General features: G+C 72.8%; 19 protein-coding genes. 14 read left to right on the top strand and 5 right to left on the bottom strand.

What is annotated here, in order from left to right; all coding sequences use genetic code 11:
* Nucleotides 1–86 precede the first annotated feature (86 nt).
* Nucleotides 87–701, bottom strand: a complete 615-nt coding sequence (locus AB0B97_RS06370) for a DUF4240 domain-containing protein (RefSeq protein ID WP_357491150.1) — start codon at nt 699–701, stop codon at nt 87–89.
* A gap of 396 nt (nt 702–1,097) precedes the next feature.
* Between AB0B97_RS06370 and ssd the strand changes: the two genes are divergently transcribed.
* The 7 genes from ssd (at nt 1,098) to AB0B97_RS06335 (ending at nt 6,337) form a co-directional block, all read left to right on the top strand.
* Complete coding sequence (gene ssd / locus AB0B97_RS06365) at nt 1,098–2,201, top strand: septum site-determining protein Ssd (protein WP_234584139.1); 1,104 nt, start codon at nt 1,098–1,100, stop codon at nt 2,199–2,201.
* Nucleotides 2,198–3,409 (top strand): TadA family conjugal transfer-associated ATPase, encoded by a 1,212-nt coding sequence (locus tag AB0B97_RS06360; RefSeq protein WP_357491148.1) that lies wholly within the window; start codon nt 2,198–2,200, stop codon nt 3,407–3,409. The genes ssd and AB0B97_RS06360 overlap by 4 nt, the downstream gene beginning before the upstream one ends.
* Nucleotides 3,406–4,593, top strand: coding sequence for a hypothetical protein (locus tag AB0B97_RS06355; RefSeq protein WP_357491146.1), 1,188 nt, complete (start codon nt 3,406–3,408; stop codon nt 4,591–4,593). The genes AB0B97_RS06360 and AB0B97_RS06355 overlap by 4 nt, the downstream gene beginning before the upstream one ends.
* Before the next feature lie 119 nt (nt 4,594–4,712).
* Nucleotides 4,713–5,276, top strand: a complete 564-nt coding sequence (locus AB0B97_RS06350; RefSeq protein WP_357492052.1) for a type II secretion system F family protein — start codon at nt 4,713–4,715, stop codon at nt 5,274–5,276.
* Nucleotides 5,277–5,298: 22 nt separating this feature from the next.
* Nucleotides 5,299–5,466, top strand: a complete 168-nt coding sequence (locus tag AB0B97_RS06345; RefSeq protein WP_234584142.1) for a DUF4244 domain-containing protein — start codon at nt 5,299–5,301, stop codon at nt 5,464–5,466.
* 113 nt (nt 5,467–5,579) lie between these two features.
* The gene (locus tag AB0B97_RS06340) at nt 5,580–5,894 is read left to right on the top strand and encodes a TadE family type IV pilus minor pilin (protein WP_357492050.1); all 315 of its coding nucleotides are present in this window, start codon (nt 5,580–5,582) and stop codon (nt 5,892–5,894) included.
* Nucleotides 5,894–6,337 (top strand): Rv3654c family TadE-like protein, encoded by a 444-nt coding sequence (locus AB0B97_RS06335; protein ID WP_357491144.1) that lies wholly within the window; start codon nt 5,894–5,896, stop codon nt 6,335–6,337. Before AB0B97_RS06340 ends, AB0B97_RS06335 begins: the two co-directional genes overlap by 1 nt.
* Nucleotides 6,338–6,460: 123 nt before the next feature.
* On the opposite strand, the gene AB0B97_RS06330 is transcribed toward AB0B97_RS06335, so the two are convergent.
* From AB0B97_RS06330 to AB0B97_RS06320, 3 genes are all read right to left on the bottom strand, one after another.
* The gene (locus tag AB0B97_RS06330; RefSeq protein WP_234584144.1) at nt 6,461–7,039 is read right to left on the bottom strand and encodes a hypothetical protein; all 579 of its coding nucleotides are present in this window, start codon (nt 7,037–7,039) and stop codon (nt 6,461–6,463) included.
* Nucleotides 7,040–7,158: 119 nt separating this feature from the next.
* Nucleotides 7,159–7,362 (bottom strand): hypothetical protein, encoded by a 204-nt coding sequence (locus tag AB0B97_RS06325; RefSeq protein WP_234584145.1) that lies wholly within the window; start codon nt 7,360–7,362, stop codon nt 7,159–7,161.
* A gap of 99 nt (nt 7,363–7,461) precedes the next feature.
* Nucleotides 7,462–9,840 carry a DEAD/DEAH box helicase gene (locus AB0B97_RS06320; RefSeq protein ID WP_357492048.1) on the bottom strand — a complete coding sequence of 793 codons (2,379 nt, stop codon included), beginning with the start codon at nt 9,838–9,840 and terminating at the stop codon, nt 7,462–7,464.
* A gap of 188 nt (nt 9,841–10,028) precedes the next feature.
* Here AB0B97_RS06320 and AB0B97_RS06315 point away from each other — a divergent pair, with 188 nt between their 5' ends.
* The 7 genes from AB0B97_RS06315 (at nt 10,029) to AB0B97_RS06285 (ending at nt 19,492) form a co-directional block, all read left to right on the top strand.
* Complete coding sequence (locus AB0B97_RS06315; protein WP_007454668.1) at nt 10,029–10,385, top strand: STAS domain-containing protein; 357 nt, start codon at nt 10,029–10,031, stop codon at nt 10,383–10,385.
* Entirely contained in the window at nt 10,385–10,819 is a 435-nt protein-coding gene (locus tag AB0B97_RS06310) for an ATP-binding protein (protein WP_234584146.1), read from the top strand. The genes AB0B97_RS06315 and AB0B97_RS06310 overlap by 1 nt, the downstream gene beginning before the upstream one ends.
* 338 nt (nt 10,820–11,157) lie before the next feature.
* Nucleotides 11,158–13,518, top strand: coding sequence for a sodium-translocating pyrophosphatase (locus AB0B97_RS06305; protein WP_357491141.1), 2,361 nt, complete (start codon nt 11,158–11,160; stop codon nt 13,516–13,518).
* 102 nt (nt 13,519–13,620) lie between these two features.
* The gene (locus AB0B97_RS06300; RefSeq protein ID WP_357491139.1) at nt 13,621–14,163 is read left to right on the top strand and encodes a hypothetical protein; all 543 of its coding nucleotides are present in this window, start codon (nt 13,621–13,623) and stop codon (nt 14,161–14,163) included.
* The gene (locus tag AB0B97_RS06295; RefSeq protein WP_357491137.1) at nt 14,154–14,903 is read left to right on the top strand and encodes a hypothetical protein; all 750 of its coding nucleotides are present in this window, start codon (nt 14,154–14,156) and stop codon (nt 14,901–14,903) included. The genes AB0B97_RS06300 and AB0B97_RS06295 overlap by 10 nt, the downstream gene beginning before the upstream one ends.
* 435 nt (nt 14,904–15,338) lie before the next feature.
* Nucleotides 15,339–18,185 carry a type I DNA topoisomerase gene (gene topA / locus AB0B97_RS06290; protein ID WP_357491135.1) on the top strand — a complete coding sequence of 949 codons (2,847 nt, stop codon included), beginning with the start codon at nt 15,339–15,341 and terminating at the stop codon, nt 18,183–18,185.
* A gap of 80 nt (nt 18,186–18,265) precedes the next feature.
* Nucleotides 18,266–19,492 (top strand): CapA family protein, encoded by a 1,227-nt coding sequence (locus AB0B97_RS06285; RefSeq protein ID WP_357491132.1) that lies wholly within the window; start codon nt 18,266–18,268, stop codon nt 19,490–19,492.
* A 55-nt stretch (nt 19,493–19,547) separates the two neighbouring features.
* On the opposite strand, the gene AB0B97_RS06280 is transcribed toward AB0B97_RS06285, so the two are convergent.
* The gene (locus tag AB0B97_RS06280) at nt 19,548–20,864 is read right to left on the bottom strand and encodes a D-arabinono-1,4-lactone oxidase (protein ID WP_357491130.1); all 1,317 of its coding nucleotides are present in this window, start codon (nt 20,862–20,864) and stop codon (nt 19,548–19,550) included.
* Nucleotides 20,865–20,955 lie beyond the last annotated feature (91 nt).

Below are 20,955 nucleotides of genomic sequence, written 5' to 3'. Positions count from 1 at the left end.
ACACTGTCTGATGAGCACCGACACTGGCCGGCAAGCTGAGACCGCATCCCCCCGAACGGGGCCGTCTCTTTCCGCGGGAGCGCCACCTAATCCAGCGCGAGTCGGCGGGCGCCGAACAGCTCGAAAAGCCTGGGCAGCCGCTTTCGCCACTCGGCCTCGTCGCTGAGGTCCCAGCGCTCGTCGGCTGGCTCCGGGCTCGGCGGTGGCGCAGTGGCCGCGGACTCCGCTGATTCGACGGCGTCCCAGAAGGCCTCATCGTCGCCGGTCAGCTGCTCGTACGCCTGCTGCGCGGCGAACTGGAGGGCTTCGTCGCCGATCCACAGGTCGCGGCCTTCCGATGCGCTGATCTGCCGTACCGCGGGATGGTCGGCGAGCGAGTCGGGGTCCCGCGCGGCTGACTCGAACGCCACTCTGCCCAGGCCGACCAGCCCTGCCTGGAAATCGGAGAATCCGTCGTCGGAGAGGAACCCGTACTCGATGATCCAGCACGCCGCGCAGAGATCCCAGGTGTCGGCCTGGTCCATCACCTCGTTGAGCGTCTGGTCGAACGCCACGATGTGTGACAACGGGAGTCGCGTCAGCTCCGCGACCAGGGCGTCAGCGACCACATCCGGCTGACCGTCGGGGCGGGGTTGGTCCGCCGCTGCGCCGGCCGCTGCTCGTGCCCGCTCCACGATGCTCCAAAACTCTTCCAGCTCCACGGCCGGGAGTGTCCCCGATAGCTGTGACAGTCGATCTCGGCGGCTCAGTCTCTGCTGATCTTCGATCCGGCGACGGGTGAGCTGCTCGCCCACGAGTTGCTGACGCGGGCTCCGGTGCGGATCAGCGCGTACCAGCTGATCCTGGAGACGACCTGGACCGACCGGATCGGCTGACCGCCGACTTTGTGGGACCGCTCTCTCGGGAGCGGCCCCACGGTGTTTTCCCGGTAGCCGCCCTAGCTGCGCGGCAACCCGCGCGCATAGCAGATCAACCGTCTCGTCGGGCGTTGTCCACAGGCCCCGGAGTTGTCCACAGGCGAGGCGTCGGGGGGAGTCCGCGAGGCCGATCGCGAGCAGGGTCGGCGGTGCATCCGATCCCGACCGCTGGAGGCCGCGATGGCACCCCGTACCTCCGTTCCGCCGATCCGACGGCTCCCACTGGTCGTCACGGGGGACGGCGACCTGCTCGACGACCTGCTCCGGCTCGCCGCTGCCGGCGGCACCGAGGTGGAGCTCGCCGCCGACCCGGCCGCCGCCCGCACCCGCTGGGGTCCCGCGCCGCTGGTGCTGCTCGGCGCCGATCAGGCGCAGGCGTGCCTGCGCGCCCGACTGCCGAAGCGGCCCCGGCTGGTGCTGGTCGGCCGGGCCGGTCAACTCGACCCCGGCTGGCACATCGCCGAGCTGATCGGAGCCGAGCACGTCGCCGCACTGCCCGCCGCCGAGCCCTGGCTGGTGGACCGCCTGGCCGAACAGGGCCCCGACCAGCAGAACGGTCCGGGTGCCCGGGTCGTCGCGCTGTTCGGCGGTCGGGGCGGTGCCGGCGCGAGCGTCCTCGCGGGCGGGCTCGCCGTGACCGCGGCGCGGGCCCGACTGCGCACCCTGCTCATCGACGCCGACCCGCTCGGGGGTGGCCTGGACCTCGTGCTCGGCTGGGAGCAGCTGGAAGGGCTGCGCTGGCCGTCGCTCACCGACGCGGACGGGCGGGTGGACGCGCCCGCGCTTGTCGATGCGCTGCCCAGCCGGGGCGACCTGGTGGTGCTCTCCTGGGATCGCGGCGAGATGCTGGCGCTGCCCGCCTCCGCGATGGCCGCGACCGTCGACGCCGCGCACCGTGGCCGGGACTTCGTGGTGATCGACCTGCCCCGACAGTTGGACGACGCCGCCGTGGTCGCGTTGCAGGCAGCCGACCAGGCGTACGTCGTCGTGCCGGCGGAGCTGCGCGCCACCGCGGCCGCCGCCCGGGTGGTGGCCTCGGCCGCACCACACTGCGCCGCGCTCTCGGTGGTGGTGCGTGGGCCCGCCCCGGGCCGCTTGCGCGCCACCGAGGTGGCACGGGCACTCGGGCTTCCTCTCGCTGGCACGCTACGTCCCGAACCCGGGCTCTGCCGGGGGCTCGAACGCGGCGAGGCACCGGCGGCGGCCGGCAAAGGCCCGCTCGCCACGCTCTGCCGACGGATCGTCGCGGACCTCACCGGCGTCCCCGCGACGGGTGCGGCATGAGCGGCCGGCCGGAGGACGGCACCTTCGCGGCCCGGGTGCGCCAGCGGATCGCCGCCGCCACCGACCCCGTCACCCCGGCGGCGATCGTGTCCGCCGTACGCGCCGAGCCCACCGCGGCGGTGTTGGGCGACACCGCAGTACTGCGGATCGCCGACCGGGTGCACGACGACCTCGTGGGCGCCGGGCCGCTGGCCCCGCTGCTGGCCGATCCGGAGGTGACCGACGTCCTGGTCAACGGTGTCCGCGTCTGGGTCGACCGGGGCGCGGGGCTGCACCAGGTAGCGGTCCCGGTGGGCTCGGTCGAGGACGTCCGCCGGCTGGCGCAGCGACTGATCGCCAGCGCCGGGCGGCGGCTCGACGACGGCTCCCCGTACGCGGACGCCCGGCTTCCCGACGGCACCCGGCTGCACGCCGTGCTGCCGCCGGTGGCGACCGAGGGGCCCTACCTGTCCCTGCGGACGTTCCGGCACCGCCCGTTCACCCTCGACGAACTGGTGCGCCAGGGGACGGTGCCGCGACCGGTGGCGCCACTGCTCGCCGCCGTCGTCGCGGCCCGGCTGGCATACCTGGTCACCGGCGGCACCGGCTCGGGCAAGACGACCCTGCTCAACACGTTGCTCGGTTTGGTGCCCACCACGGAGCGGATCGTCCTGGTGGAGGACGCGGCCGAGTTGCAACCGGGGCACCCGCACGTGGTCGGGCTCCAGGCCCGCACCGCCAACGTCGAGGGGACGGGCGTCGTCAGCCTCGGCGACCTGGTTCGGCAGGCGTTGCGGATGCGCCCGGACCGGCTGGTGGTCGGGGAGTGCCGGGGCGCGGAGGTGGTCGACCTGCTGGCCGCGCTGAACACCGGCCACGACGGCGGCGCCGGCACGCTGCACGCCAACACCCCGTCCGACGTGCCGGCCCGGCTGGAGGCGCTCGGCATGCTGGGCGGGCTGCCCCGCTCCGCGCTGCACGCCCAGGTGGTCGCGGCGCTCCAGGTGCTGCTTCAGGTACGCCGAGGGGACCGCGGTCGTGTCCTCGAGTCGATCTGCCTGCTGCTCCCCGAAGGGCCCGAACGACTGGCCACTGTGGTGCCCGCCTGGATACGTGGACGTGGGTTGGGGTTGGCCGCACGTACCTTCGGCACGCTGCTGCGAGACCGGGGCGTGGCGGTGCCGCCGATCCTCAGCGAGCCGTGGCCCGGATCGGCGGGCCCGGCATGACCGGCGGAACGGCGCTCGTGGTGGCGCTGCTGCTGGCCGCCGCGGTCCTGGTGGCCTGGCCGGTGCAGAGCGTCCGGGCACGCCGCCGCCGAGTGCTGGCACCGGGCCGTGGCGCCACCGGCGCTGATCCGGACGACGCTCTGGTGGAATGGATCAGGGGCCTCGCTCGGGCGCGGGGCGGGCCGACCGATGAGCTCGGTGGGTTGCCGGACCCGGTCCACCCGGGTGCCCTCTCGTACCCGCCGGGAGCGTCGACGTCCGTCAGCGGGCGGACGGTTGTCGCCTGGTCCACTCGGGACCTCGACGACAGCCCGAGCCGTCCGAGGGCGACCGGCGGGCCGGGTGGATCCACGCGACCGGCAGGTCCGGCACGGCCGCCGATCCGTCGGGATCCTCGCCGCCCGGCTGCCACTGCCCGGCCGGAGACCGAGACCATCGAGGCCGTCGAGCATCCGGGCCGCAGCAGGGCCGACCCGGCGGACCATCGCACCGTTGGCCCGCCGGACCAACGCCTCGTTCGCCCGGCGGACCGAACGGCCGGCGCGTCGTACGAGGCCCGTCGGCTGCGCGTGCGTCGGTCGCCGAGGCGTGTGCTGCTGCTGGTTGGCCTGGTGGGGGCAGGGGTCGGTGCCGTGTCCGCCGGGCCGGTGGCCGCTGTCGCGGTGGCCGGCTACGGCACGCTGGCCGTGCGCGCCCTGCTCCGCTGGAGAGCGGGCCGGCACGCGGACCTGGTACGGCGGCGCGGCCTGGACCTGCTCTGCGGTCTGGCAGCCGACCTCCGGGCGGGCCTGCCCGTCCCGCCAACCCTGGAGATCGCCGCCGTCGAGGGGACGGGTCGAGCCGACCGGCTTCGCGAGCTCACCTCGGCCGCCGTGCGGCTGGCGGACCGGACCGGCGCACCGCTGGCCGAGCTGATCGAGCGCATCGAGGCGGACGCCCGGGCGACCGACCGGGGCCTGGCCGCCGCGGCGGCACAGGCGGCGGGCGCCCGCGCCACGGCCTGGTTGCTGGCGGCCCTGCCGGTTGGCGGGATCGCGCTCGGCTACGGGATCGGAGTCGACCCCTTGGCGGTGCTCCTGCACAGCACTGTCGGCGGGGTCTGCGCGGTCATCGCGGTCGCCCTGCAGATAGTCGGCCTGTTCTGGGCCGAGCGGTTGGGCGCGGCGTCGGGGCGGGCCGCCTGATGTCCCCGGTGCGCCTGGGCGGTTCGGTCGGTCGGCGCGGCTCGCCGCACCGGGCCGGCTCGGGTGGCGGCGGTGTGGAGAGTCGGCGACGACCGGACGCGATCCGCCTCGCGGCAGCGATGGCCGGGCTCGCCGTCGCGGTGGTCGTCGGGGGCTGGTTCGGGCTGCTCGGTGCGGTTCCGACCGCAGTCCTGCTGGACGTGCTGCTGCGGCGGATCGAGTCTCCGGCGGCGCGTGACCGGCGACTCCGGGAGGCCGCCGACCTGCCGCTCGCCGCCGACCTGCTGGCGGCGGCGATGCGGGCGGGTGCGCCGGTGGACCGCTCGGTGCTGGCCGTGGCCGAGGCGCTGGACGGCCCGCTCGCGAGCCGACTGGCCCGGGTCGGCCGCACCCTGCTCCTCGGCGGTGGCCAGGCCGAGGCGTGGTCGGCGTTGGACGGGGTGCCGGGAGCCGATCGGATGGCAGCGGCGGCCTTCCGCTCGGCCAACAGCGGCGCCGCGCTGGCCGGTGCGCTGACCCGTCTCGCCGACGACCTGCGGGCCGACCGGGCCACCGCCGCCGAAGCGTCGGCCCGCCGGGCTGGCGTCCTCATCGTGCTGCCGCTGGGGCTGTGCTTCCTGCCCGCGTTCATTCTCGCCGGCCTGGTGCCGGTGATCGTCGCCGTCCTCGGCGACGTGCTCTGACCCATCGAGAAAGGAAAGACGCATGCGCAAACTCATCGCCCGACTCCGCGGCGACGACGGGATGAACACCGCCGAGTACGCCGTGGGCACGCTCGCCGCGGTGGCCTTCGCCGGGATTCTGTTGAAGGTCCTGACCTCCGGCAATGTCCAGTCGGCGCTGACCGCAGTCATCGACCGGGCGCTCAAGTGAGCGGGCGCCGGCAGGTCGGCCATGGTCGGAGACCGGGTACCCCCGGGCGAGCGTGCGACGGCAACCGGGGGGCCCATTTCGTCGGCGGCGACCGGGGCTCCTTCACCGCCGAACTGGCGGCCGGCCTGCCGGCGCTACTCCTGCTGCTGCTCGCCGGCCTGACCGCGGTCAACGCCGTCAGCACCCAGGCGAGCTGTCTGCACACGGCCCGGGAGGTGGCGTTGGCCGCCGCCCGGGGAGCCGACAGCGCGGATGGGGAGCGCGCGGCGCCACCGGGGGCAGAGGTGTCGGTGTCGGTCGACGGCGACCGGGTGCAGGCGACGGTCCGCGCGCCCGTCCGCGCGCTGGGCGGCCGGCTACCGAAGATCACCGTTCTCGCCACCGCCGTCGCAGCCGTTGAACCCGGCGCGGACGAGGGGAGATGGTGATGCGGCATCCCGACACCCGGTCGCGTGGGCACGGCCCGGACGCCGAGCGACACGACGGCGACCGACCGGACGCCGAGCGACACCACGGCGGCCGACCGGACGCGGAGCGAGGCGGTGCAACCGTGCTGCTGCTCGCGTTGGGACTGGTCTTCGTGCTGGTTGGGACGTTCGGCGCCGCTGCCACCGCCGCCGGGATGGCGGCTCAGCGGGCGGCGGTGGCCGCTGATCTCGGTGCGCTGGCCGGGGCTGCCCGGGCGCTTGACGGCGACGCGGTGGCGTGCGCGTCCGCCGCGGACATCGCCCACCGCAACGCTGGCCGACTGATCGACTGTCTCCTCGACGGGCTGGACGTGCTGGTGACCGTCGAGGTGGCGTTCACACCGCTTCCGGGCGTGACCCGGGTCGTCGCGTCGACGGCCCGCGCCGGCCCGGTACGCGGCTGAGTCGATGGTCCGCGTGGACCGCGCCTGGCTGTTCGACCGCGGCCGGCTGGCCGGGGCAGGCTTTGGGGTCCTGTCCCGGTCAGCGGCCGAGAGGGTGGGTCGCCGGGTGTGAGCCGGGTTGCGTCAGCGGGACTGGAGCGCGTCGAGGGCGACGGCCATCGCGATGACGAGACGACGGTCGATCTGCGGGTTCTGCACCTCGACGACGTACTTGTCGCGCAGGCCCCACTTCTTCACCACCGAGAAGATCGGCTGACCGCCGGCGGTGAAGTCGAAGTGGTACGGCAGCCAGGACAGCGAGTCGACGAACCGGCGCAGCAGCGCCACCGGCAGGCTGCGCTCCTGGCCCGTCACCTGCGGCAGGCCGGCCTGCTCGACGTGCCAGGTGGAGCGGAGCAGCGACTGGGCGAAGTCCTTGCGGAACAGGCCGATCGCGTTACCGGCCGCGTCGGTGACGTCGTACGTCGCGCCGAGGTCGATGCGCTGGCGGGCCTTGAAGCCGAGCAGGGGCTGCTGCTTGGAGTCGTCGGTGTAGATCGTCACCTGCTCCTTGAAGGCGAGCCGCTTCTGCTGCGCGAACGCCAGCAGCTCACCCTCGGTGCCGTCCGGCGCGACCGCCCGGACCTCGTACTGGTTGACCATCATCCGCAGCCGCTGGCGGATGTGGAACTGCTGCAGGGCCTGCAAGTTGTCGAGCTGCATGTGTTCTCCTCAGGGGGATGGTGCGCCGGAGTCTCGCACAGCCAGGCAACCACCGTCGGCCCGTGCCCCTGGCGCTCCCACCCCCACCGGTCCGCCCCGCGGGACCGGGCCCGCGACGGTCAGCGACCGTCCACGGTCACGCGCAACGACCAGGTGTTGAGCACCTGGTGGATGCTGCGCAGCCGTTCGTTGATCTGCTCCAGTCGTTCCGCCTGGGCCAGGGCGGCCAGCGCCGCCCCAAGTGCGATCTGCTGATCAAGGGTGAGGTGGTCCTGGTCGATGGTGTAGAGCAGGTCGACGGTCTCAGCGATCGTGTCGGCCACGGCTTCTCCTCGGGCGCGGGGGCTAACTGGAACACAAGCATCGATGGAAGCGCTCCCATGCCATTGTGCCCAGTGCCGTCGGGATTCATGCAAGGTGCGTCAGGCGGGCAGATTCTCCAGCACCACGTCGAGCACCCGGATCGCGTCCGGCTTCGAGAGCGGGTTGTTGCCGTTGCCGCATTTCGGCGACTGCACGCAGGACGGGCAGCCGGTCTCGCAGCCGCACTCCGCGATGGCGTCCCGCGTGGCGCGCAGCCACGCCGAGGCCGTCCCGTACGCCCGCTCGGAGAAGCCGGCGCCGCCCGGGTGCCCGTCGTAGACGAAGACCGTCGGCGCCTCGGTGTCCGGGTGCAGGGCGGTGGAGAGCCCGCCGATGTCCCACCTGTCGCACGTCGCCATCAGCGGAAGCAGGCCGATCGCGGCGTGTTCGGCGGCGTGCAGCGCACCCGGGACGTCGGCCTGCTGGACCCCTGCGGAGGCCAGCGACCGCGGTGACAGCGTGAACCAGACCGCCACCGTGCGCAGCTCCCGGGTGGGCAGGTCGAGCGGCCGGGTGTCGATCACCTCGCCGGTGGCGATCCGACGCCGCTGGTACGACACGACCTGGCTGGTCACGTCCACCTCGCCGAGGAACATCCCGACCGGCCCGGCGTCGACGTAGGAGCGCACCGACACCACGGACAGGTCCGTGACGTCCCGGGCGTGGGTGGACCAGTCCGGCTCCTCGACGTGCACCAGCGCGCAGCCGTCGGCCAGGTCGAGGTCGTCGACCACGTACGAGATGCCCTGGTGCAGGTAGACCGCGCCGGGGTGGAGCAGGAAGTGCGACGAGCCGCCGTCGACGGTGCCGAGCAGCCGGCCCGTGGCGGACTCCACCACGCACACCGGGGCGCCGCCCTCGCCGCGCAGGTCCACCTCGGGGCGCTCGCGGTGCCGCCAGTACCAGCCGGTGGGCCGCTGCCGCAGCGCGCCGGCCTCGACCAACTGGTCGATGGCCTCCTTCGCCCCGTCGCCGAAGAGCGCCAGGTCGGCCGGGGTGAGCGGCGCCTCGACTGCCGCGCAGGCCAACTGCGGCGCCAGCACGTACGGGTTGGCCGGGTCGAGCACCGTCGCCTCGACGGGCGCACCGAAGATCGCCTCCGGGTGGTGCACCAGGTAGGTGTCCAGCGGGTCGTCCCGTGCCACCAGTACGGCGAGGGCCTCCTGCCCGGATCGCCCGGCACGGCCGGCCTGCTGCCACAGCGACGCCCGGGTGCCCGGATAGCCGCAGATCAGCACGGCGTCCAGACCGACCAGGTCCACGCCCAGCTCCAGCGCGTTGGTGGAGGCGAGGCCGAGCAGGTCACCGTGCAGCAGGGCACGTTCCAGCTCGCGCCGCTCCTCGCGCAGGTAGCCGCCCCGGTAGGCGGCGACCCGGTCACCGAGCCCCGGGACGGCGTCGTCCAGGGCCCGGCGCGCGTTGGCGGCCACCACCTCGGCGCCCTTGCGGGATCGCACGAACGCGAGCGTGCGTACGCCCTCGGCGACCGTGTCGGCGAGCAGGTCCGCGGTCTCGCGCAGCGCCGACCGGCGGACCTGGACGAGGTCCGTGGTGGCGTCGTGGTCGCCGGCGGCCTGCGCGGGCACCGCGGGGGTGGCCGAGTCGGGTGGGAGCAGCGGCGGCTCCCAGAGCGCGAAGGTCACCCCGCCGCGCGGTGAGGCGTCCTCGGTGACCGCCGTCACCGGCAGGCCGGTCAGTCGGCCGGCGGCGGTCGCCGGGTCGCCGGACGTCGCCGAGGCGAGCACGAACACCGGGGTGGCGCCGAAGCGGGCGCACTGCCGGCGCAGTCGCCGCAGCACGTGCGCCACGTGCGAGCCGAACACCCCCCGGTAGGTGTGGCACTCGTCGATCACCACGTACGCGAGGCGGCGCAGGAAACCGGACCACTGGGCGTTCCCGGGCAGGATGCCGTGGTGCAGCATGTCGGGATTGGTCAGCACGAAACGGGAGTGCCGGCGGACCCACTCCCGTTCGGCGCGCGGCGTGTCCCCGTCGTAGCAGGCGGGGCGTACCCCGTCGAGCTCCAGGCCGGCGACGGCGCGCAGCTGGTCGGCGGCGAGGGCCTTGGTCGGCGCCAGGTAGAGAACTGTGGCCCGGGGGTCGGCGAGCAGGGTGGCCAGCGCCGGGAGCTGGTACGCCAGCGACTTGCCGGACGCGGTGCCGGTGGCGACGATCACGTGGCCGCCGTCGTACGCCAGGGTGGCCGCCTCGGCCTGGTGCTGCCAGGGCGCGACCACGCCGCGGCGGGCGAACGCCGCCCGCAGCTCCGGTGGTGCCCACGCCGGCCAGGGTGCGGGCACGCCGACCCGTGCCGGCACCCGCTCGACGTGGGTGACCGGGTCGCCGGCGCCCCGGGCGCGTAGCCGGCGCAGCAGGTCGACCGGCGCTGGTCCGACGTCGTGACCTGCGGATACGGTGGGCGCGGCGGACGACTCCAGGTCACGGCGCGGCGTAGGCCGCGCCGAGAGGAAGTCGTTGGAGGTCACGTCCTGCACTCTCGCACTGGTGTTCGGAGATGAAAAGCCGGGGCCGGGGGTAAGGGGAAGCCTCCGCCGGTGACCGCAGGGTGTCCCGGCGGTAGTGGTTAGATGCCCAGGAGAGTTTACGGCTCTGGCGAGGAGGACCGATGGAGCTGTCGCTGGCGACGCGCACCGTGGGCGAGCACACGGTGCTCGAGGTCGGCGGTGAGGTGGACGTCTACACCGCGCCCCGGCTCCGTGAACGACTCCTCGAGCTGATCGACGGTGGCGCCCGGCACGTGGTCGTCGATCTCGGGCGGGTGGACTTCCTCGACTCCACCGGTCTCGGCGTGCTGGTGGGTGCGCACAAGCGGCTGCGTACGGCCGGCGGCTCGTTCGCCCTGGTCTGTGACAAGGAGCCGCTGCTCAAGATCTTCCGGATCACGGCGCTGGACCAGGTGTTCCCGCTGCACCCCACGGTCGAGGCTGCGGTCGGTGCGGGCCCGACCGGCGCCAACGCGTGATGGCGACGGTCCGGCTCTCCTTCTCTCCGGCGCCGGTGCACGTGCGTACCGCCCGACTGGTCGGCGTCGCCGTCGCCCGGCGTGCCGGTGTCCGCGAGGATCTGCTGGACGAGGTGCGCCTGGCCATCGGTGAGGCCTGCACCCGGGCGGTCGCCCTGCACCGGCAGTACGGCCTGGCCGATCCGGTGCTGGTGGAAATGTCCGACGGCGGCACGTACGCGGTGCGGGTGGTGGACCGTGCGCCGATCGAGGCGGGCATCGGGTTGGCGGCGTTGCCGCCGGACGAGTTGGCCAACGAGTCGCTGACCGACGAGGCGCTGACCACGGGCGTCGGGTTCGCCCTGCTGGCGGGCTTCGTCGAGGATCTGCAGGTGCGCCCGGTCGACGAGGGCATCGGCACCGAGGTGCGGATGGTGTGGCCGGTCGGCCGCTGAGCCGAGGAACCGCTCAAGCCCGAGAACTGCTGAAGAAGGCCGTATCCCTGCCGAGGGTGCGGCCTTCTCGTCATGGATCGGGCCCTATATCAGATTTCGTTTCATAACACAGCGACGAAGATCATCGAGACACGGTGCCACCTCGGTGTGACCTCGAACACTGTGGAGGGCTACAGTACCCGGGTTGTCAGCAAGTGATCCAACCCGCAGCCAGCGGGTATGGGTGGTCATCGCTGGTCCGCTGGGGTGGGTTGGCGCGCGCTTGCGAGTCCGCATCCAGGCGTCGACCGGTGCGTCTCCACCCGTCGACGCGAGTGTTCGGTAACAGGAGGACACAGATGTCCGAGACCTTGGCCGCCGATGGCGGCGGGCTTTCCCTTACCGGAAGCAATGTCACATACGTCGTCATCGCCGCGGTCATCGCGCTGGTGGCGCTCGTCTTCGCCGCCGCGCTGACGAAGACGGTGCTGGCAGCCGGCAAGGGCACCACGAACATGCAGGAGATCTCGGGGGCGGTCCAGGAGGGCGCCTCGGCCTACCTGCTCCGCCAGTTCCGCACCTTGGCGATCTTCGTCGTCGTCGCCGTGGTGCTGCTCTTCCTGCTGCCGGTGCACGACACCGACGGCAGCGAGGTGGCCGTGAAGCTCGGCCGCTCGCTCTTCTTCATCGTGGGCGCCGTGTTCAGCGCGTCCATCGGCGGTGCCGGCATGTGGTTGGCGACCCGCGCCAACCTGCGCGTGGCCGCCGCCGCCCGGGAGCGGCAGGGCGGCCGCGAGGCTGCCATGAAGATCGCCTTCCGGACCGGCGGCGTGGTCGGCTTCCTCACCGTCGGCCTCGGTCTCTTCGGCGCCGCGCTCGTCGTCCTGGTCTACCGGGGTGACGCGCCCACGGTGCTGGAGGGCTTCGGCTTCGGCGCCGCGCTGCTGGCGATGTTCATGCGGGTCGGCGGCGGCATCTTCACCAAGGCCGCCGACGTCGGCGCGGACCTGGTCGGCAAGGTCGAGCAGGGCATCCCCGAGGACGACCCGCGCAACGCCGCCACCATCGCCGACAACGTGGGCGACAACGTCGGTGACTGCGCCGGCATGGCCGCCGACCTCTTCGAGTCGTACGCGGTGACGCTTGTCGCAGCGCTGATCCTCGGCCGCGCCGCCTTCGGCGAGGACGGGCTGGTCTTCCCGCTGATCATCTCCACCATCGGCGTGCTGGTCGCCATCGTCGGCGTCTTCATCACCCGGCTGCGCGCCTCCGACCGCAGCGGCCTCACCGCGATCAACCGGGCCTTCTACATCTCCGCCGTGCTCTCCGCGGTGCTGGTGGCGATCGCCGCGTACGCGTACCTGCCGGCGACCTTCGCCGAGCTGGAGGGTGGCCTCACCGACGTCGACCGTAACCCGCGACTGGTGGCCATCGGCGCGGTCGTGATCGGCATCGTGCTGGCCGCGGCGATCCAGGCGCTGACCGGGTACTTCACCGAGACCAACCGCCGGCCGGTGCAGGACATCGGCAAGAGCTCGCAGACCGGCGCCGCCACGGTGATCCTCGCCGGCATCAGCATCGGGCTGGAGTCGGCTGTCTACTCGGCGCTGCTGATCGGCGCTGGCGTCTTCGGGGCGTTCCTGCTCGGCGGCAGTTCCATCACGCTGTCGCTGTTCGCGGTGGCGCTGGCCGGCACCGGCCTGCTCACCACCGTCGGCGTCATCGTCGCCATGGACACCTTCGGACCGATCTCCGACAACGCGCAGGGCATCGCCGAGATGTCCGGCGACATCGACGAGCACGGCGCCCGGACGCTCACCGAGCTGGACGCGGTCGGCAACACCACCAAGGCGATCACCAAGGGCATCGCGATCGCCACGGCGGTGCTGGCGGCGACCGCGCTGTTCGGCTCGTACACCGACACGCTGCGCACCTCGTACGCGGACGCCGGTGTGGGCGACGTCGGGACCGAGATCCTCAACTCGCTGAACGTGGCCAACCCGCGCAACCTCGTCGGCCTGATCATCGGTGCGGCTGTCGTCTTCCTCTTCTCCGGGCTGGCCATCAACGCGGTGTCCCGCTCGGCCGGCGCCGTGGTGATGGAGGTCCGCCGGCAGTTCCGTGAGCTGCCCGGCATCATGGACCGCACCCAGCGCCCGGAGTACGGCAAGGTCGTCGACATCTGCACCCGGGACGCGCAGCGCGAGCTGATGACCCCCGGTCTGCTCGCCATCCTGGCGCCGATCGCTGTCGGCTTCGGCCTCGGGCCCGGCGCGCTGGCGGCGTACCTCGCCGGTGCGATCGGCGCCGGCACCCTGATGGCGGTCTTCCTGGCCAACTCCGGTGGCGCGTGGGACAACGCCAAGAAGCTGGTCGAGGACGGCGCGTACGGCGGTAAGGGCTCCGAGGCGCACGCCGCCACGGTCATCGGCGACACCGTCGGCGACCCGTTCAAGGACACCGCCGGCCCGGCGATCAACCCGCTGATCAAGGTGATGAACCTGGTCTCGCTGCTGATCGCGCCCGCCGTGGTGGCGTGGAGCGTCGGCGACGACCGCAACGTCGGCCTGCGGGTGACCATCGCGCTGGTGGCGACGGCGATCATCGTGGCGTCGGTGGTGTTCAGCAAGCGCAAGGGCATCGCGATGGACGACTCCGACGCCGGCGGCAACACCGGTGCGGGCAGCGCCGACCACCGGCCGGAGACGGTCAACGCCTGAGCGACACCGGCACCGGGGTCCCCGTCCGACGTACCCGTCGGGCGGGGACCCCGGCCATCCGGACCGGTGCCAGGCCTGGCCGCAGGCCGTACGCTGCAACGCATGCGTACGTGCCGGGCGTCTGCCGCCGGAAAGCTCACGGTGGTCCTGGCCACGATCGTCGTCGTCCTCTCCGGTTGCGGTGGTGGGCCCAGCCCGCGGGCCTGGGCGGCGTCGGTCTGCGGCGCGCTCACGCCGTGGCGCTCCGAGATCAGCAAGTTGACCAGCAGCGCCGATCAGCAGATGACGGCGCAGACCACTCCGGCGCAGGCCAAGGAGAACCTGGTGCGGCTCTTCGGCGGTGCGGAGCAGGCCAGTGAGACCGCGCGCCGCAAGGTCGAGCAGGCCGGCGTCCCGGAGACCGACAACGGCGAGGCGATTTCCGCCGGGTTCCGCAGCTCGCTGAGCAAGATGCGGGACGCCTACGGCCGGGCCCGGGACACCATCGAGGGGCTGGGCACCAGCGAGCCGGCCGCCTTCTACGACGGCGTGCGGGCCGCCGTCGAGACGCTGAACAAGGAGTACGACGCCAGCGCCCTGGACACCAGCCAGCTCAACTCCGAGGAGTTGAAACAGGCATTCGACGAGGTGCCGGAGTGTCGCTGAAGGGGCTCGGGGACTCTCCGGCGGCGCAGCCGCTGCCGGCGCTGTTTCCCGCACCCGAGCCCGATCCGCCGGACACCGGCGCGGCGACGTCGGGTGCCGGCCGGCGACGCGGCGGCCCGGCCCGATCGGAGTCGGGTCGTCCGGGGCAGCCGCACGCCGACGACGCGGGGCGGCAACTGGTCTTCTTCGGCGCGGATGCCGCCGAACCGGCGGTCGCAGATCTGGCCGGTCTGCTGGCCGGGCCGGGCGAGGTGGTCCGGATGGGCGGCACGGCCCGGCTCGCGGTGCGGGTGGACGCCGCCTGGCGGGTGCACGTGCTCGTCGCCGAACTGGCGCTGCGCGGGCTGGCCGCGAGCTGGGAGCCGACCGAGGACGAGCGACACACCGTCCGGACGTCGTACACCCGGCTGTTGAAGCCGCTCGCGGTCGCGTGGCTGCACGGCTCGGCGAAGCGCCCGCCGGAGGTCTTCCACCTGACCGGCCGGCGGCTGCGGCTCTGGCTCGCCGCCGCCGGGACCCCGGAGCCGCCCGGCGGCTTCCTGCTGCGGCTCGGCGAGGGCGATCAGGAGTCGTGGGACGCGATCGGCGCCGCCCTCGCCGCCGCCGGCCTGGACGGCACGTTGCTCGGCCCCGGCGAGGGCGGCCCGGCGTACCGGATCACCGGCCGACGCCGGATGGCGCGGCTCGCCGAACTGGTCGGCGAACCGCCACCGGCCGCACCACCAGACGCCTGGCCCTGACCCCGCCGCTCCTGACCCCGCCCCCTCGTTGCCGATCATGGAGTTGTGGTGGTGGACTTTCCTCTCCTTCGGGGCTGAACGCCCACCACAACCTCATGATCGACGCGGGTGGGGGGTATGGGACGGGGTGTCCGGTGACGGACAGCTGGCGGGCCGATCCAGAGGAAAACAGCCGGGTCGGGCCTCGGCCGAGGGTCCGCCATCGTCACAGTGACCCGCTTCGAGCCCTACTCACGGTGTACGGTGGCGCCGTCCGGCAGTGCCGAGCGCGGCGGGGCGGTGAGCGCCGCGCCGCAGCGGATTGCCGCCCGCGAAACCCGAAACGCGGACGGCGGGTTACGTTGGACATCCGGACCGCCGGTGCCACGGCGGGGTCGAGAGCGGTCGCTGTCCGGGCGCCGGAAGGCCACGAGCAGGAGTGAGGTCGACAGAGACGTGCCGAGCAAAGCTGGAACCACCCGTCTGGTCATCGTCGAGTCACCGGCGAAGGCCAAGACGATCTCGGGCTACCTGGGCCCGGGGTACGTCGTGGAGGCCAGCTTCGGTCACGTCCGCGACCTGCCGCGCAACGCCGCCGACGTGCCGGCCAAGTACAAGGGCGAGTCCTGGGCCCGCCTCGGGGTGGACGTGGACAACGGGTTCCACGCGCTCTACGTCGTCTCCGCCGACCGCCGCCAGCAGATCAGCAAGCTGGTGAAGCTGGCCAAGGAGGTCGACGAGATCTTCCTGGCCACGGATGAGGACCGCGAGGGCGAGGCGATCGCCTGGCACCTGGTGGAGACGCTCAAGCCCAAGGTGCCGGTCAAGCGGATGGTCTTCCACGAGATCACCAAGCCGGCGATCCAGGCGGCGGTGGCCAACCCCCGGGAGATCGACCGCGACCTGGTCGACGCCCAGGAGGCCCGGCGGATCCTCGACCGCCTCTACGGCTACGAGGTCTCCCCGGTGCTGTGGAAGAAGGTCATGCCGAAGCTCTCGGCCGGCCGGGTGCAGTCCGTGGCGACCCGGATCGTGGTCGAGCGGGAGCGGCAGCGGATGGCGTTCCGCACCGCCGAATACTGGGACATCCTGGCCACCCTCGCCGTGGCGAACGCCGGCGAGGGGCCCCGGGCCTTCAACGCCACCCTGATCGCGTTGAACGGCGACCGGATCGCCACCGGTAAGGACTTCGAGCCGACCACGGGTCGGGTCCGGGCCGGCGCCGGCGTCGTCCACCTGGACGAGGGCGGTGCCCGAGGGCTCGCGGCCCGCCTTGAGGGCCGGCCGTTCACCGTCACCCGCGTCGAGGAGAAGCCCTACCGTCGCCGCCCGTACGCGCCGTTCATCACCTCGACGCTCCAGCAGGAGGCGGCCCGCAAGCTGCGCCTGTCCTCGCAGCAGACGATGCGTACCGCGCAGCGGCTCTACGAGAACGGCTACATCACCTATATGCGTACCGACTCGGTGAACCTGTCGGAGACCGCCATCTCGGCGGCCCGCCGGCAGATCGTCGAGCTGTACGGCGAGCGCAGCGTTCCGCCGGAGCCGCGCCGCTACACCGGCAAGGTGAAGAACGCGCAGGAGGCGCACGAGGCGATCCGCCCGGCGGGGGACAACTTCCGCACCCCGGGCGAGGTGGCCAAGGAGCTGTCCGCCGAGGAGTTCAAGCTCTACGAGCTGATCTGGCGGCGGACGATCGCCTCGCAGATGACCGACGCGGTCGGTTCCAGCGTGTCGGTGCGCATCCGGGCGGTCTCCACCTCGCAGGAGGAGGCCGACTTCGGCGCGACCGGCAAGACCATCACCGACCCGGGCTTCCTGCGCGCGTACGTCGAGTCCAGCGACGACGAGAACGCCGAGGCCGAGGACGCCGAGCGCCGGCTGCCCACCCTGGTCAAGGACCAGCCGCTGACCGCCGACGAGCTGGCCGCGCAGGGTCACCACACCCAGCCGCCGTCGCGCTACACCGAGGCGTCGCTGGTCAAGGCCCTGGAAGAGCTGGGCATCGGCCGTCCGTCGACCTACGCGTCGATCATGCAGACGATCCAGGACCGGGGGTACGTCACCAAGCGCGGCCAGGCGATGATCCCCACGTTCCTGGCCTTCGCGGTGATCGGCCTGATGGAACGGCACTATCCCCGCCTGATCGACTACGACTTCACGGCCAGCATGGAGAACGAGCTGGACGAGATCGCCGGCGGTGACCACGCGGCCGTCGACTTCCTCACCGCGTTCTACTTCGGCAGCTCCAACGGTGCCGGTGACCAGGACATCGCCCGTTCCGGCGGGTTGAAGAAGCTGGTCACCGAGAACCTCAGCGACATCGACGCCCGCAGCGTCAACTCCATCCCGCTCTTCACCGACGAGGACGGCCGCGAGGTCGTCGTCCGGGTCGGCCGGTACGGGCCGTACCTCCAGCGGGAGCTGCCCGGCGGTGAGCAGCCGACGCCGGCCGCCACGGGTGAGGGCGAGGAGAGCGGCCCCCAGGGCGACCGGGCGCCGATCCCCGAGGGCCTCGCCCCGGACGAGCTGACCCCGGAGAAGGTGCACGAGCTGTTCCTCGGTGGCAGCGGCGAGCGCAAGCTCGGCGACGACCCCGCCACCGGCGAGCCGATCGTGCTGAAGTCCGGCCGCTTCGGCCCGTACGTGTCCAGTGGTGAGCGGAAGTCGTCGCTGCTGCGGTCGCAGACTCCGGATTCGCTGTCCCTCCAGGAGGCGCTGCGGCTGCTCAGCCTGCCCCGGTTGGTGGGCGTGGCGCCCGACGGCGTCGAGGTGTTCGCCAACAACGGTCGCTACGGCCCGTACGTGAAGCGGGGCGAGGAGTTCCGCTCGCTGGAGTCCGAAGAGCAGATGTTCACGGTCAGCCTGGACGACGCGTTGGCCCTGCTGGCCGCGCCGAAGACCCGGGGCCGGCGGGCCGCCGCGCCGCCACTGCGGGAGATGGGCGTCGACCCGCTGACCGAGAAACCGCTCGTGATCAAGGATGGGCGTTTCGGCCCGTACGTCACCGACGGCGAGTTCAACGCGTCCCTGCGGCGCGGGCAGACCCCGGAGGCGTTGAGCCTCGAGGAAGCCTCGGAGATGCTGGCCGACAAGCGTGCCAAGGGTCCGGCGCCGCGCAAGAAGGCGGCGGCGAAGAAGGCGCCCGCGAAGAAGGCGACGGCCACCAAGAAGACGGCCGCCGCCAGCAAGTCCACTGCCGCGAAGAAGACCACCACCGCCAAGGCGACGGCGGCCAGGAAGGCGGCCCCGGCGAAGAAGGCGGCCTCGAAGAAGGCCACCGCCAGCCCCGCCGAGGAGTGACAGCCGGCACGCCGCCCCTAATGGGTTAAAATGTCCGATTCGGTGGCGGGGCTCTGGTGTGGACTGCCTAACGTGAGGGGATGTTCGCAACCCCGGTCCCGCGCCGCCGCGTGCTCGTCGGTGCTGCGGCGGGTGCGCTGCTGCTCGCCGTGGCCGCGGTCGGCATCCGGACGATGGACGCCGACAGCCCCTCGCCGGCCGGCGCCACCGCGTCGCACGCTTCGCCGCAGACCGTCGCCCCCGGGTCGTCCACCGGGCCGACCCGGGATCCCGCCAACCGGCGGACGGTGCGACTCGTCGCCGCGGGTGACGTTCTGATCCATCCAGCGGTGACCGAGCAGGCACGCCGGGACGCTGCCCGTGCCGGCGGCATGGACTTCGCCCCGATGTTCGCCGGGGTCGCCCCGGCGGTCCGCGGCGCCGACCTGGCGCTGTGCCACCTCGAGACGCCACTGGCCGATCCCGCCGGTCCGTTCGCTGGCTATCCGTCGTTCAACGCGCCCCCGCAGGTGCTCGACGGGCTGCGCACCACAGGCTTCGACGGCTGTTCGACCGCCTCCAACCACACCCTCGACCAGGGCGCCGACGGGGTGGCCCGGACCATCCGCGCACTCGACGCCGCCGGGCTGGGACACACCGGCAGCGCCCGCAGCGCCGCCGAAGCGGCCCGGCCCCGGATCTACCAGGTCGGCGACGTCCGCGTCGCCCACCTGGCGTACAGCCTGAACTTCAACGGGCTGACCCGACCCCCGGGTCAGCCGTGGCTGGCCAACCTGATCGATCCGCCCAAGATCCTCGCCGCCGCCCACAAGGCGCGCGCCGCCGGAGCCGACATCGTCGTGCTCAGCCTGCACTGGGGTACTGAGTATCAGCACCTGCCGGACGCCGACCAGCGGGCCTGGGCCGAGCAGTTGATCTCGTCGCCCGACGTGGACCTCATCCTGGGCCATCACGCCCACGCGGTGCAGCCCTTCCAGCGCTTCGGCGACAAGTGGGTGGTCTTCGGCATGGGCAACGAACTGGCCCGGCACGAGGAGCCGATCAACGACAACCGCGAGGGTGTGATGGCCCGGGCGACCTTCACCGAGACCGCCCCGGGGCGCTGGACGGTGACCCGGATGGAGGCGCTGCCCACCTGGACCGACCTGACACCGGCTCTCCGGCTGGTCGACCTGACCACAGCGCTTGCCGACCCGGGCACCCCGCCGAAACTGCGGGGCGACTACCGGGCGGCGTACCAGCGGGTGCTCGGCTACGTCCGGGCCCTGGGTGCCGGCGCGAACCAGGTGGTGGCGTCGGGCGGCTGAGCCCCTCTCGACACCGGCCGTGACCCACGTCCTGGTCCACTTCTCCAGCGCGCCGTCAGACCCCGAGGACGTGGGTCAGGTGGGGGTTGGTGAAGACCCGGTGGGGGTCCAGGCGGTCGCGGACCGCCTGGAAGTCGGCGAAGCGGGGGTACGCCGTGGCGAGTGACGCGGCGTCGCGGTAGTGCAGCTTGCCCCAGTGCGGGCGGCCACCCAACCCGGCGGCGACCTTCTCGAAGGCCTGGAAGTACGGCTCGTAAGGCATGCCGACGTACTGGTGCACGGCGACGTACGCGTTGTCCCGGCCGTAGCCGTGCGACAGCCAGATGTCGTCGGCGGCGGTGAAGCGCACCTCGACCGGGAAGAGGACCTTGAACGGCAGCCCGTCGACGATCCGTCGCAGCGCGGCGAGCGCCTCGGGCAGCGCCTCGCGGGGCAGGCCGTACTCCATCTCGACGAAACGGACCCGGCGCGGGGTGCAGAACACCCGGTCGGAGCGCCCGGTGTACTGCCGTTCGGTGAGCGCGCGGGCGGAGACGGCGCTGATGCCCGGTGCCAGCGCCGGCACGGCTCGGCCGAGTCGGCAGGCGCCGGCGAAGACCGTGTTGGACAGGAAGTCGTCGTCCAGCCAGCCGCGCCAGCGGGGCAGCGGCCGGTCGTTGGCGGGCGCCCGGTTGTTGGTCTTGACCTGGACCCGGGACGTGTAGGGGAACCAGTAGAACTCGACGTGGTCGTGGCCGCCGATCAGCGTGGGCAGGTCGCCGAGCACGTCGGCCAGCGCGGCGGGGCGTTCGTGGGCGTGCAGGACGAAGGCGTCCACGCAGCGCAGGGTCACCTCGACCAGGACGCCGAGCGCGCCGAGCGCGACCCGGGCGGCGGCGAAGACGTCGGGATGCTCGTCGGCGGAGCAGCGCAGCACCTCGCCGGTGCCGGTGACCAGGGTGAGGGCCTCGACGAAGGTGGACAGGCAGCCGAAGCCGGCGCCGGTGCCGTGGGTGCCGGTGGAGATCGCGCCGGCGATTGTCTGCGCGTCGATGTCACCGAGGTTGGGCAGTGCGAGGCCGTGCCGGGCGAGCAGCCCGTTGAGCGTGTGCAGGGTCATTCCCGCCGGTACCGTGACGAGTCGGCGCGCGACGTCGACACTGACACCGGTGTCCAACTCGGACAGCTCCATCCGCCGGTCGTCGGCCAGGGCGACAGCGGTGAAGGAGTGGCCGCTGCCGGCGACGCGGATCCGGCCTCCGGCGGCGGCGGTGGCGCGTACGGCTTCGGCGACGTCGTCCGGCGAGCCGGGGCGCAGGATCGCTGTGGCGCTGCCACGCTGGTTGCCGGCCCAGTTGGACCAGCGGGCGGTGAGCGGTGCGGTGCCGACCATGCGCGCTCCTCGTTCATGAATATGAACTGACTTCATATCAGGAACGTTGTACCTGGTAAATACCGCAATTGCGATCCGCTCGTTGTACCGG

The sequence above is a fragment of the Micromonospora sp. NPDC049004 genome (genome assembly GCF_040649315.1).
Taxonomy (GTDB): domain Bacteria; phylum Actinomycetota; class Actinomycetes; order Mycobacteriales; family Micromonosporaceae; genus Micromonospora.
Note: the sequence above shows the minus strand (reverse complement) of the source record. Positions and strands in the feature narration are given on the sequence as shown.

Bases quoted from the DNA above. Each gene is read 5' to 3' on its own strand.
- AB0B97_RS06350 (WP_357492052.1), top strand. From the start codon at position 4,713: ATGGCCGGGCTCGCCGTCGCGGTGGTCGTCGGGGGCTGGTTCGGGCTG.
- ssd (WP_234584139.1), top strand. From the start codon at position 1,098: ATGGCACCCCGTACCTCCGTTCCGCCGATCCGACGGCTCCCACTGGTC.
- AB0B97_RS06280 (WP_357491130.1), bottom strand. From the start codon at position 20,864: ATGGTCGGCACCGCACCGCTCACCGCCCGCTGGTCCAACTGGGCCGGC.
- AB0B97_RS06300 (WP_357491139.1), top strand. From the start codon at position 13,621: ATGCGTACGTGCCGGGCGTCTGCCGCCGGAAAGCTCACGGTGGTCCTG.
- AB0B97_RS06310 (WP_234584146.1), top strand. From the start codon at position 10,385: ATGGCGACGGTCCGGCTCTCCTTCTCTCCGGCGCCGGTGCACGTGCGT.
- AB0B97_RS06285 (WP_357491132.1), top strand. From the start codon at position 18,266: ATGTTCGCAACCCCGGTCCCGCGCCGCCGCGTGCTCGTCGGTGCTGCG.
- AB0B97_RS06355 (WP_357491146.1), top strand. From the start codon at position 3,406: ATGACCGGCGGAACGGCGCTCGTGGTGGCGCTGCTGCTGGCCGCCGCG.
- AB0B97_RS06360 (WP_357491148.1), top strand. From the start codon at position 2,198: ATGAGCGGCCGGCCGGAGGACGGCACCTTCGCGGCCCGGGTGCGCCAG.
- AB0B97_RS06335 (WP_357491144.1), top strand. From the start codon at position 5,894: ATGCGGCATCCCGACACCCGGTCGCGTGGGCACGGCCCGGACGCCGAG.
- AB0B97_RS06315 (WP_007454668.1), top strand. From the start codon at position 10,029: ATGGAGCTGTCGCTGGCGACGCGCACCGTGGGCGAGCACACGGTGCTC.
- AB0B97_RS06345 (WP_234584142.1), top strand. From the start codon at position 5,299: ATGCGCAAACTCATCGCCCGACTCCGCGGCGACGACGGGATGAACACC.
- AB0B97_RS06330 (WP_234584144.1), bottom strand. From the start codon at position 7,039: ATGCAGCTCGACAACTTGCAGGCCCTGCAGCAGTTCCACATCCGCCAG.
- AB0B97_RS06305 (WP_357491141.1), top strand. From the start codon at position 11,158: ATGTCCGAGACCTTGGCCGCCGATGGCGGCGGGCTTTCCCTTACCGGA.